At 73.3% G+C, this 12,670-nt stretch carries 7 protein-coding genes; all 7 read left to right on the top strand.

The features are described from left to right. Nucleotides 1–198 precede the first annotated feature (198 nt). The 7 genes from ACL02O_RS23350 to ACL02O_RS23380 all read left to right on the top strand — a co-directional run bounded on the left by ACL02O_RS23350 (nucleotide 199) and on the right by ACL02O_RS23380 (nucleotide 12,554). Complete coding sequence (locus ACL02O_RS23350; RefSeq protein WP_412820270.1) at nucleotides 199–1,437, top strand: low temperature requirement protein A; 1,239 nt, start codon at nucleotides 199–201, stop codon at nucleotides 1,435–1,437. A 459-nt stretch (nucleotides 1,438–1,896) separates the two neighbouring features. Next, complete coding sequence (locus ACL02O_RS23355) at nucleotides 1,897–2,853, top strand: oxidoreductase (protein ID WP_412820271.1); 957 nt, start codon at nucleotides 1,897–1,899, stop codon at nucleotides 2,851–2,853. Further along, entirely contained in the window at nucleotides 2,850–3,851 is a 1,002-nt protein-coding gene (locus ACL02O_RS23360; RefSeq protein ID WP_412820272.1) for an AraC family transcriptional regulator, read from the top strand. Before ACL02O_RS23355 ends, ACL02O_RS23360 begins: the two co-directional genes overlap by 4 nt. 100 nt (nucleotides 3,852–3,951) lie before the next feature. Beyond that, a complete protein-coding gene (locus tag ACL02O_RS23365; RefSeq protein ID WP_412820273.1) occupies nucleotides 3,952–4,764 on the top strand; it encodes an SDR family oxidoreductase in 813 nt (270 codons plus the stop codon). Between the two features lie 117 nt (nucleotides 4,765–4,881). After that, a complete protein-coding gene (locus tag ACL02O_RS23370; protein ID WP_412820274.1) occupies nucleotides 4,882–5,076 on the top strand; it encodes a carbohydrate-binding protein in 195 nt (64 codons plus the stop codon). 440 nt (nucleotides 5,077–5,516) lie between these two features. Continuing rightward, nucleotides 5,517–6,803 carry a D-alanyl-D-alanine carboxypeptidase family protein gene (locus ACL02O_RS23375; RefSeq protein WP_412820275.1) on the top strand — a complete coding sequence of 429 codons (1,287 nt, stop codon included), beginning with the start codon at nucleotides 5,517–5,519 and terminating at the stop codon, nucleotides 6,801–6,803. 285 nt (nucleotides 6,804–7,088) lie between these two features. Beyond that, nucleotides 7,089–12,554, top strand: a complete 5,466-nt coding sequence (locus ACL02O_RS23380) for an ATP-binding protein (protein WP_412820276.1) — start codon at nucleotides 7,089–7,091, stop codon at nucleotides 12,552–12,554. The last annotated feature ends 116 nt before the right edge of the window (nucleotides 12,555–12,670 follow it).

Consider the following 12,670-nt stretch of genomic DNA (forward strand, 5'->3'; position numbering starts at 1 on the left):
CGCGGGACGGCGGGCGGTTCCGGTCTGACGCCCGGCACCGGGTGGCTCGCGGGAGGGAGCACCGGCGATGACGAACAGATCCGTCCCCCCGGCACCGCACGTGCCCGTGGCGGGTGCCGCGCCGGGCCGGCCTGCCCACGCCGCCCGGGGCCGGCCACCCGGTGGGCCCGGCCGCGCTGAGCGGACCGGTGATCCGGAATGAACCGCGAGCCCCCGGCCGAACGGACCGAGGGTTCCGGACTGAGACGACTGCGGGATCGGCTGTGGCAGCCGCCCCGACCGCACGGCCAGGTGATCGCCGAACGCCGGGTCAGTTTCCTGGAGCTCTTCTACGACCTGATCTTCGTGGTCGTGGTCAGCCGGGCCGCCGACGCCCTCACGGCGGACGTGTCGTGGCGCGGGGTCGGCGACTTCGCGATCGTCTTCGGGCTGATCTGGCTCGCCTGGATGAACGGCACCACCTACCAGGACCTGCACGGCCGCGAGGACGTGCGCAGCCGGTCCTACGTCTTCCTCCAGATGATGATCCTCACGGTGCTGGCCCTCTACACCGAGCACGCCGCCGACGAGGACGGCCCCGCCTTCGCGGTGGTCTACGCCGTGCTGCTGCTGGTGCTGACCTGGCTGTGGTACTCGGTACGCCGCCGCGACCCCGCACACCTGCGGCGGGCGTCCACCCCCTACCTGATCGGCATGTCGGTCTCGGTCGTGACCGTCTCGGTGAGCGCGCTGCTGCCACCGGCGCCGCGGTTGTTGCTGTGGGCGCTGCTGGTGGTGGCCTGGACGATCGGGCTGGTGGTGCTCGACCGGCCCGAACGGGCCAGGGGGAGCGGCGTCGCGCCGTCGTCCGCGCTGGCCGAGCGGTTCGGCCTGTTCACCATCATCGTGCTGGGTGAGGTGGTCCTCGGCGTCGTGATCGGGATCCTGGACGCGGAGCGGACTCCCCGCGCCGTCGTGACCGGCCTGATCGGGCTGTCGATCGCGTACGCCTTCTGGTGGACGTACTTCGACATCGTGGGCCGCCGGCTGCCCCGCGGCCCCGGGCGCGGGTTCGGCCGGTGGATCGCCGCCCATCTGCCCGTGACCGGGGCCATCGCGGCGGCCGGGGCGGGTGTGGTCAGCCTGGTCGACCACGCCGCGGCGCCGCGCATCCCGGCGGCGATCGGATGGTTGCTCGCCGGGGCGGTCGCCCTGCTGAACCTCGCGCTCGTCCCGCTGGTCCGCACCCTGGAGGACTACCGTCGACTTGTGTCGATCTACCAGCCGGTGACCGTCGCACTGGTGGGCGCGGCCGGGGCGGCCCTGCTGGTCGGCTGGGCGCGTCCCGCGCCGTGGCTGCTGGCGCTGCTGCTGGTGGCCATCCTCTCCGCCGTGTGGTGGGTCGGGGTGACCAGGCTGTTCCGCCTGCCTCGTCCGGACGAGGCGCTGCCGGGGTGACCGGAACCTGCGACCGGGACAGCCCGAGCGGGGGACGGCCGCAGCCGCGAGCGGTGGCCGGGAGCCGGGAGCCCCGACCGAGGCGGGGCCGACGCACCCGGAGCCGCCGACGGCTCCGGCAGCTACCCCGGCAACGCGCAGCCCGGCCAGGTCATGACGCCGCTGGCCGCGGGGAAGCAGGCAGCGGTTCCCATCCCGCCCGACCGGTGGTACCCGACCGGCAACGGCGACACCCGCACCCCGGAGCTGTACGTCTCGGTGGCCGGCCTCGACCCAAGGAAGCGCCCGGCTGGCACGAGTCCGGCGCCTGCGCGCCCGGCGTCCCGGCCGGGCGAGCCCGGATCCTCCGATCGTGGCGTCATCTGCCAGAAGACTGACGTGATCCGCCACCGGGCGGGTCATGCTTGCCTCCTAGCGTGGTGACCAGAGGCAATCACCATGCGTGGGGAGCGGAAGACAATGTCCTGGTCGGTAACGAAAATTCCGGATCAGCGCGGTCGGGTGGCGGTGGTGACCGGGGCCAACGGCGGCCTGGGGCTGGCGACGGCCACGGCGCTGGCGGGCCACGGGGCGCACGTGGTCATCGCCGCCCGCGACCAGGCCAAGGCCGACGCGGCCCGCCGGTCGGTCCTCGCCACCCATCCGGGGGCGTCGGTCGAGATCGTCGAGCTGGACCTCGGGTCGCTGGCCTCCGTCGAGCGCGCCGCGGCGCGCATCCTGGCGGCGCACCCCCGCGTCGACCTGCTGATCAACAACGCCGGGGTGATGGCAATGCCCCAGGGCGAGACGGCTGACGGGTTCGAGACCCAGCTCGGCATCAACCACCTGGGGCACTGGGCGCTCACCGCCCACCTGCTCCCCGCCATCGTGCGGACCGCGAACGCCCGGGTGGTCACGGTGACCAGCAGCGCCCAGCACCAGGGACGGCCGCTGGATCCCGACGACCCGTTCCTGCGCCGCGACTACGACGCGTGGCGGGCGTACGGCAACTCCAAGCTCGCCAACCGGCACTTCGCCCAGGGCCTCGACCGGCAGTTCCGCGCGGCCGGCGTGTCCGCGATGGCGCTGACCGCCCACCCGGGCCTGACCAACTCGGATCTGCAGTCCACCACGGTCGCCGCCGGCGGCGGCGGGTCACGGAGCAACTTCTTCCTGGCCATGACCCAGCGCACCGGCATGTCCCCGGAGCGCGGGGCGCTGAGCCAGCTGCGCGCGGCGACCGACCCGAGCGCCACCGGCGGCACGATGTACGGCCCGCGCTGGCTCACCGTCGGCCCGCCGGTGCACCGGCGGCTGGTGCGGCCCGGCGCCGACGCGGCCATCCGCGTCCTGTGGGAGGTGTCCCGACGCGAGACCGGTCTCGACGTCGACGTCCGCAAGGCCCTCGCCGACGCGGGAGCGCCGCGGCGGCCATGACGACCGCGAAGTTCACGATCAGCCCCTCGACCGCAGCCCTGCTGGCCGACCTCGATCTGCCGGTCGGCCAGGTCCTGCGGATGGCGGGGCTCCCCGAGGACCTGTTCCTGAACCCGCAGGTCTCCCTGACCCCGGAGCAGTTCTACGCGCTCTGGACGGCCCTGGAGCAGGCGTCGGGTGATCCCGCCCTCGCGGTGAGCATCGCCCGGCGGACCAGCTCCGAGACCTTCCAGCCACCGATCTTCGCCGGCATGTGCAGCCCGGACCTGCGTCGGGCGGCGGAGCGGATCGCCCTCCACAAGCGCCTGCTGGGGCCGCTCCGGCTGGTCGTCGACGGCGGACCCGACGAGCTGCGGCTCACGGTCGAGTGGCCCCGGCAGCCGCCGCCCCCGCCCGGGCTCGTCGCCTACGAGCTGCTCTTCTGGGTGGCGCTCGCCCGGCTGGGCACCCGCACCCACGTACGTCCGCTGCGGCTCAGCACGCCGCAGCCGCCCGAGGGCGCGGCGGCGACCCGCTACCGGGAGTACCTCGGGGTGCCCGTCCGGCGCGGCGCCGCCGCCACGGTGACCTTCTCCGGACTTGACGCCCGGCGCCCGTTCCTGACCGCGAACGCCGAGATGTGGCAGGTGTTCGAGCCCGAACTGCGCCGCCGGCTGGCCGACCTCGACCGGGTGGAGTCGACCGCCGACCGGGTACGGGCCGCGCTGCTCGAGCTTCTCCCCGCCGGACAGGGCAGCACCGGCGGAGTCGCCCGCCGGCTCGCGCTCGGTGCCCGCACCCTGCAGCGGCGGCTCGCCGAGGAGGGCACGAGCTTCCAGGCGGTGCTGGAGGAGACCCGCCGCGCGCTGGCCCGGCACTACCTGGGCCGGCCCGAGATGAGCATCGCGGAGATCGCGTTCCTGCTCGGCTACGACGAGCCCAGCTCGTTCTACCGGGCCTTCCACCAGTGGACCGGAAGCACCCCGCAGCAGGCTCGCAGCCGCGCCGCCGCGACCTGATCCACCCTGACCGCAAGGTCGCCCCGCCACTCGACGCGGGCGACCCGTCACCGCACCGAGCCCGGCCAGCAGGCGCCCGCCGGGCGTAGAAGGGAACGTCATGACGAAGACCATCCTGATCACCGGCGCCAGCACCGGCATCGGCCGGGCGACCGCCGAACTCTTCGCCGACGAGCGCTGGAACGTCGTCGCCACGATGCGTCGTCCCGACGACGGCGCCGACCTCGCCGAACGGGGCAACGTCCTGGTCACCCGGCTCGACGTCACCGAGCACGCCTCCGTCGACCAGGCGGTCGAGGCCACGCTGGCCCGGTTCGGCCCGATCGACGCCCTGGTCAACAACGCCGGGTACGGCGCCTACGGCCCGCTGGAGGCGGTCCCGATGGCGGCCGTCGAGCGGCAGTTCGCCACCAACGTCACCGGGCTGATCGCCACCACGAAGGCGGTGCTGCCGCACCTGCGCGCTCAGGGCTCCGGGGTCATCGTGAACATCAGTTCCGTGGGTGGCCGGGTCACCTTTCCGCTGGGCAGCCTCTACCACGGCACCAAGTGGGCGGTGGAGGGCCTGACCGAGTCCCTCGGCTTCGAACTCGCCCCGGCCGGGATCCGGGTCAAGCTCGTCGAGCCGGGCGGCGTCGAGACCGACTTCTCCGGGCGCTCGCTGGACGTGCACAACGACGAGTCGCTGACCGTGTACCAGCCGATCGTGGCGGCGCTGGTCAACCAGATGCGCAGCACTCTCACCCGCTCCCCGGCGAGCCTGGTGGCCAAGGTGATCCACGACGCGGTCCTCGACGAGTCGCCGCGACTGCGCTACCTGGCCGGCGCGGACGCCGAGGCCGCGGTGGCCCGGCGCGACGAGATCGGGGACGAGGCGTTCGTCGCGGAGATGAGACAACGGTTCGCGCTCTGACCGCGAGGGCGGCCCCCGCGACCGGTCGGGTGGCGGGCGCCGCGCCGGGCGCGTTGGCGATTTCGAAACTCATTGCCACTGGATGGCGCGACACATACCTGCGATCCGCATTTGTCGATGCCGCACCGCTCGCCGACCGGGCCGCTGCTCGGCGCGCCCGGCGTGCTCGGCACCGGCGGCCGGGACACCTTCCAGCAACTGACGTACAACATCACCGGTTTCCCGGCCGGCACCACGTCCATCGCCGTCGTCTTCCGCGCCAGCGACAGCAACGAGGTCGCCAACCTGGACTGGCTGCGCTTCCTGGCCTGAGCGGAAGGACGAGCCGGCCTCGCGGACCCGACCAACCTCGGTCGTGGTCACGGTGACCACCACCGAGGTTGGCGCGAGGTCACGCAGGGGTTGAACCCGGGAGCGCGGCGGGACGCTGGGGCATCGGCAACTCCGGCGAGTGCGGCGACGCCGACCCGAGAAAGCCAGCTGGTGCCGATTCCGGTCCACGCGATGCCGTATCGCGGTCGCGTCGGCCGGCGACCGGGCCACGCCGCCCCGGACAACTCGGCTAAGGTCGGGAACCGCGTGTGCAGCCGCTGCGGAGAGACGGCGCTTGTGTCCGACGATGGGAGACCTCGCCGACCCGTCCGAGCGACAGCCGTCCCGCCCGGCGACCTCGGCCAGAGGGCAGTGACATCGACATCAACGCGCCGGCGGAGCAGCGAGGCGGGCCGGCGGGCCATCGGGGAGACATCAGGATGCTCGACTCTGCGACGACCCAGGTGATCCCACGGGTCCCGCCGCCATCATCGCACCGTCGCGGCGGTCGTAGCCGGCTGCTGGTCGCCGGCCTGCTGGCCCTGCTCCTGGCCAGCGCCGCGCTGGTCGCGATCGAGCCGCTGCGCCGGCCGCTGCCCGCGCCGACCGTCACGCGTACCCTGCCCACCTCGATGATCATTCCCGGTAAGTCCCCGGCGCTGCCCTGGCCGAAGATCGGGCAGGCCGCCCTCGCGGTCGAGGGGTACGGCTCGCTCGGCACGTCCGGCGGTAGCGAGCCGGTGCCGATCGCGAGCGTCACGAAGGTGATGACCGCGTATCTCATCCTGACCGAGCACCCGCTCGACCGCGGCGAGCAGGGGCCGGAGCTCACCGTCAACGCGGAGCAGGCCGCCGCGTACCCGCGGGAGCTCGCCCGCGGCGAGTCCCTCGTGCCGGTCGTCGCGGGCGCGGTCTTCACCGAGCGGCAGGCGCTCCAGGCGGTGCTGCTCCCGTCGGCGAACAACATGGCGCGGATCCTGGCCGCCTGGGACGCCGGCAGCATCGGGGCGTTCATCGCCAAGATGAACGACACCGCCGCCGCGCTCGGCATGGCGGACACCCATTACACCGATCCGTCCGGGTACGACCCGGGCACCGTGAGCACAGCCGTCGACCAGGTGATCCTGGCCCGCAAGGCGATGGAACTGCCGGCGTTCGCGGAGATCGTGGCGCAGAAGAAGGCCACCCTGCCGGTCGCCGGCACCGTGAAGAACTACAACTCCCTGGTCGGCCGGGACGGCGTCGTGGGGATCAAGACCGGGTCCACCGACCAGGCGGGCGGCTGTCTCGTCTTCGCCGCCGTCACCACGGTGGGCGGCCGGCGGGTCACCATCGTGGGCGCGGTGCTGGGACAACCCGGGGCCAACACCCCGGTGCAGCTGGATCGGGTGTTCCGGGTGACCCGCCCGCTGCTCCGCGCGGCCGCCGCCGCGGTCACGGTCCACCGGATCGTCCGGGACGGCGATCAGGTCGCCACCGTACGAGGGCCGCTCGGCGCCCGCACGACGATCAACGCCGCGCAGGACCTGACCGTGCTCGGCTGGCCCGGCATGCGGGTCCGGCTGAACGTCGACATCCCGGCCGTACCGGCGCGGATGCCCGCGGGCGCGCAACACGGTCAGGTCAGCGCGGTAGCCGGCGAAGGCAGCCCGGTCGCCGCCGCACTGCGCACCGGGGCAGGGCTGGAGCCGCCGAGCACGTGGGACCGCATCCGACACCACCGCTGACCCGCCGGGCTCACCGTCGCCCCCGCGACCGGTGACCGCCCCGCTCGACGGCCGGCGCGAACCGCCGGTCTGCGGGCGACCCGCCAGAGCCGTCACTGCCGTTGACACCCGCCCCAACCGCGCGGCCAGGCAGCCAAAAAGTTTTGTCGGGTTCCTACAAACGGTGCCGCCCAGGGTTCGGCGGTTACGACATGGCGCCGGCCGCCGCCAGGGGGAACAGTGATCACTGCTGGGGGCCGCCGTCTCCCGGCGCGTACGTATTGGTCTACCAGAGGGGTCGATCGGGTGTTCAGCCGTGTCGCCATCGTCAACCGTGGTGAGGCCGCCATGCGGCTCATCCACGCGGTCCGGGAACTGGCCGCGGAGACCGGGCGCCGGATCGAGACCGTCGCCCTCTACACCGACGTGGACCGTACCGCCACGTTCGTGCGCGAAGCAGACATCGCTTACGATCTCGGCCCCGCGTCCGCCCGCCCGTACCTCGATCTGACGGTGCTGGAGCGCGCGCTGGTGGAGACCGGGGCCGACGCCGCGTGGGTCGGTTGGGGCTTCGTCGCCGAGGACCCGGCGTTCGCGGAGTTGTGCGAGAAGGTGGGAGTCACCTTCGTCGGTCCGAGCCCGGAGGCCATGCGCAAGCTCGGCGACAAGATCGGCGCGAAGTTGATCGCCGAGGAGGTCGGCGTGCCGGTCGCGCCGTGGAGCCGCGGCGCGGTCGAGACCCTGGACGCCGCCCTGGCGGCGGCGACCGAGATCGGCTACCCGCTGATGCTGAAGGCGACCGCGGGTGGCGGCGGTCGCGGCATCCGCGTGATCACCAACGAGGCCGAACTCGCCGACGCGTACGAGCGCACCAGCCAGGAGGCGGCGCGGGCGTTCGGCAGCGGCGTCGTGTTCCTGGAGCGCCTGGTCACCGGCGCCCGGCACGTCGAGGTCCAGGTGATCGCCGACGGTCAGGGCACCGCGTGGGCGCTCGGCGTCCGCGACTGTTCGGTGCAGCGGCGCAACCAGAAGGTCATCGAGGAGTCGGCGTCGCCGGTGCTCAGCCCGGCGCAGGCCGCCGAGCTCAAGGCGTCGGCCGAGCGGCTGGCCGTCGCGGTCGGCTACCGGGGTGCGGCGACCGTCGAGTTCCTCTACCACCCCGGCGACCGGCTCTTCGCGTTCCTCGAGGTCAACACCCGTCTGCAGGTGGAACACCCGATCACCGAGTCCACCACCGGATTCGACCTGGTCAAGGCGCAGCTGCACGTCGCCGGGGGCGGGCGGCTCGAAGGCGAGCCGCCGGCGGAGCGCGGGCACGCCATCGAGGCCCGGCTGAACGCCGAGGACCCCGACCGCGACTTCGCGCCCTCCCCCGGCCGGATCACGCGACTGGACCTGCCCGCCGGGCCGGGCATCCGGGTGGACACCGGCGTCAGTGAGGGTGACACGATCCCGGCCGACTTCGACTCGATGATCGCGAAGATCATCGCGTACGGTCGCGACCGCGACGAGGCGCTCGGCCGGCTGCGCCGGGCGATGGCGAACACCACCGTGGTCATCGAGGGCGGCGCGACGAACAAGAGCTTCGTGCTCGACCTGCTCGACCAGCCCGAGGTGATCGACGCCAGCGCGGACACCGGTTGGATCGACCGCGTCCGCGGCGAGGGCAGACTCGTCGCACACCGGCACTCCGCGGTCGCGCTCGCGGCCGCCGCCATCGAGTCGTACGAGGAGGAGGAACGCGCCGAGCGGCAGCGGCTGCTGTCGACGGCGTCCGGCGGGCGCCCGCAGGTGCAGCACAAGAGCGGCCGACCGCTGGACCTCAAGCTGCGGGGCGTCGGTTACCGCATGCGCGTGGCGCGGATCGGCGCGCACCGGTTCCGGGTCGGCATCGAGGCGGGCGGCGACATCCGCACCGCCGACGTCGAACTGGCCCGCATCGATCGGCACACCGGGCAGATCGTGGTCAACGGGGTCCGGTATCGCCTGCTCACCGCGACGCACGGGCCGATCCACCTGGTCGAGGTGGACGGTGTGACGCACCGGGTCAGCCGCGACGAGGGCGGTGTCCTCCGCTCACCCATGCCCGCGCTGGTCGTCGCCACGCCGCTGGAGGTCGGCGCCGAGGTCGAGGCGGGCGCGCCGGTGCTGGTGCTGGAAGCCATGAAGATGGAGACGGTGCTGCGGGCGCCGTTCAAGGCGCGGCTGAAGGAGTGCGCCGTCTCCGTGGGCAGCCAGGTCGAGGCCGGCGCGGCGCTGCTGCGGCTGGAGCCGCTCGCCGACGATGCCGACGATGCCGCGGACGACCCGGCCGCGGCCTCCGTCGAGCTGGACCTGCCCGCCGAGCCCGTGGAGATCCCGGCACACGCGCGTGCCCGGCGCGGCCAGGAGGACCTGCGGGGCCTGCTGCTCGGCTTCGACGTCGACCCGCACGACGGCCGCCGGGTGCTCGACGCCTATCTCGCCGCACGCCGGCCGGCCGCCGAGGATGGTCACCGGCCGCTGGCCGAGGAACTCGACCTCGTCAACGTCTTCGCCGACCTCGCCGAGTTGAGCCGCAACCGGCCGTCGGGCGAGGACGCTGGCGGCGACGCCCACGTGCACAGCGCCCGCGAGTACTTCCACACCTACCTGCAGAGCCTCGACGTCGAGCGGGCCGGACTGCCGAGCGCGTTCCAGGCGAGGCTCGCCAAGGCGCTCGGGCACTACGGGGTGACCGACCTGGAGCGCTGCCCCGAGCTCGAAGCCGCGGTGTTCCGGATCTTCCTCGCCCAGCAGCGCGCATCGGCCGACGCCACGGTCGTCGCGACGCTGCTGCGGGCGTGGCTGCGGGAGAGCCCGCCCGACGAGACGCTGCGCGAACCCGCTGGCCTCGCGCTGGAGCGGCTGGTGGCCGCCACGCAGGTCCGCTTCCCGGTGGTCGCCGACCTCGCCCGCGGCCTGGTGTTCGCCTGGTTCGCCCAGCCGCTGCTGCGCCGCAACCGCGCCCGCGTCTACGCCGGGGTCCGCAAGCACCTGCGCCACCTGGACGCGCACCCGGGCGCGCCGGACCGCGCCGAGCGGATCGCCGAGATGGTACGTAGCACCGAGCCGCTGGTGCGGCTGCTCGGCCAGCGGCTCGTCCGCGACCACCTCGACAACGCGGTCATGCTGGAGGTGCTGACCCGGCGCTACTACGGCAACAAGGCGCTCACCAGCGTCGGCACCCGCGAGGTCGCCGGTTGCACCTTCGTGGTCGCCGACCGCGCCGAGTCGAGCGTGGTCTCCGCCGCGGTGCGCTTCGACGCGCTGGGCGGCGCGCTGCGCGGGCTCGCCGAGCTGGCCGGTGGCGAGGACGCCGCCGTCGCCGACATCTACCTCGCCTGGGAGAACCAGCCGGAGGACTTCGACGCGACGGTGGCCACGCTGCTCGAGGTCATCAACGCGCACCCGCTGCCGCAGCAGGTCCACCGGCTCACCATCACCGTCGCGGGTCGCGGCGGAGCGGTGATGCACCACCACTTCACCTTCCGCCCGTCGAGCACCGGGATGGCCGAGGACCGGCTGATCCGCGGCCTGCACCCGTACATCGCGCAGCGGATGCAGCTGGAGCGGCTGCACAAGTTCGACCTCACCCGGCTGCCGTCGTCGGACGAGGAGGTCTACCTCTTCCAGTGCGTGGCGCGGGAGAACCCGTCCGACGAGCGGCTCGTCGCGTTCGCCCAGGTGCGCGACCTGACCGAGCTGCGCGAGCAGGACGGCCGGCTGGTCGCGCTGCCGACCACCGAGGACACCATCGCCGCCTGCCTCGACTCGATCCGCCGCGCCCAGTCGCAGCGTCCGTCGAAGACCCGCTTCAACACCAACCGGATCGTGGTCTACGTCTGGCCGCCGAGCGGCCTCACTCGCGAGGAGATGGCGATGATCGCCGGGCGGGTGCGCCCGACGACCGCGGGCGCGGGGCTGGAGGAGATCCTGTTCATCGCCCGGCAGCGCGACCAGGAGACCGGCGAGCTGACCAAGATCGCCGTACGGATCTCCTTCAACGCCACCGGCGGCGCCGAGCTGAGCGTCGGCGAACCGCCGGTCGAGCCGATCGAGCCGCTCGACGACTACCGGCTGAAGGTGCTGCGCGCGAGCAGCCGCAACACCGTCTACCCGTACGAGCTGACCGGCCTGCTCGGCGACTTCGTCGAGCACGACCTCGACGACGACCACGCGCTGGTGCCGGTCGACCGGTCCAAGGGGCGCAACACGGCGGCGATCGTCGCCGGTGTGGTCACCACGCCGACCCCGCGGCACCCGCAGGGCGTCACCCGGGTCGTGCTGCTCGGCGACCCGACCAAGTCACTCGGCGCGCTGTCGGAGCCGGAGTGCCGCCGGGTGATCGCCGCGCTGGACCTGGCCGAGCGGATGCGGGTGCCGCTGGAGTGGTACGCGCTGTCCGCCGGCGCCCGGATCTCCATGACGTCCGGCACCGAGAACATGGACTGGGTGGCCGCGGCGCTCAAGCGGATCGTCGAGTTCACCCAGGACGGCGGTGAGATCAACATCGTGGTCGCGGGCATCAACGTCGGCGCGCAGCCGTACTGGAACGCCGAGGCGACGATGCTCATGCACACCAAGGGTGTCCTGGTGATGACGCCGGACTCGGCGATGGTGCTGACCGGAAAGCAGTCGCTCGACTTCTCCGGTGGGGTGTCGGCCGAGGACAACTTCGGCATCGGTGGCTACGACCGGGTGATGGGCCCGAACGGGCAGGCGCAGTACTGGGCCCCGGACCTGCCCGCCGCACGGGACGTGCTGATGTCGCACTACGACCACACGTACGTCGCGCCGGGCGAGGAGGCGCCGCGGCGGGCGACCACCAGCGACCCCGTCGACCGCGACATCTCCGGCTTCCCGCACGCCGTGCCCGGCAGCGACTTCACCACCGTCGGCGAGATCTTCTCCGCCGGGGCCAACCCGGACCGCAAGAAGCCGTTCGACATCCGGACCGTGATGCGGGCGCTCGCCGACCAGGACCACCCGGTGCTGGAACGCTGGGCGGGCATGGCCGACGCGGAGACCGCGGTGGTGCAGGACGTGCACCTCGGGGGTATCCCGGTGTGCCTGCTCGGCATCGAGTCTCGGTCGGTGCCGCGACGGGGCTTCCCGCCCACCGACGGCCCGGACACCTACACCGCGGGCACGCTGTTCCCGCGGTCGTCGAAGAAGGCCGCGCGGGCGATCAACGCGGCCAGCGGCAACCGGCCCCTCGTCGTGCTGGCGAACCTGTCGGGCTTCGACGGCTCGCCCGAGTCGATGCGCAAGCTGCAACTGGAGTACGGCGCCGAGATCGGCCGCGCGATCGTGAATTTCCGTGGGCCCATCGTGTTCTGCGTGATCTCGCGGTACCACGGCGGCGCGTTCGTGGTGTTCTCGAAGGCGCTGAACCCGAACATGACCGTGCTGGCGCTGGAGGGCTCCTTCGCCTCGGTGCTCGGTGGCGCGCCTGCCGCCGCGGTGGTGTTCGCCGGTGACGTCGCGGCCCGTACCGCGGCCGATTCGCGGGTGCGGGACCTGGAGGCCCGCGTCGCGGCCGCCTCTGGCGCCGACCGGGCCGCGTTGACCGCCGAACTCGACGAGCTCCGTTCGTCGGTCCGCGCGGAGAAGCTCGGCGAGGTGGCCACGGAGTTCGACCGGGTGCACAACATCCAGCGCGCCGTCGAGGTCGGCTCGGTGGATGCGGTCATCCGCGCCGCCGAACTGCGGCCGCGCATCATCGGGGCCATCGAGTCACCTCTGCGGTGAAGGGCGCGGGGGGGGGGGGGGGAGGGACCCCCCCCCCCCCCCCCCCCCCCCCCCCCCCACAGTCCCCCCCCCCCCCCCCCCCCCCCCCCCCCCCCCCCAACAAACCGAGCCCCCCC

The sequence above is a fragment of the Micromonospora mangrovicola genome (assembly GCF_047200535.1).
Taxonomy (GTDB): Bacteria; Actinomycetota; Actinomycetes; order Mycobacteriales; family Micromonosporaceae; genus Micromonospora.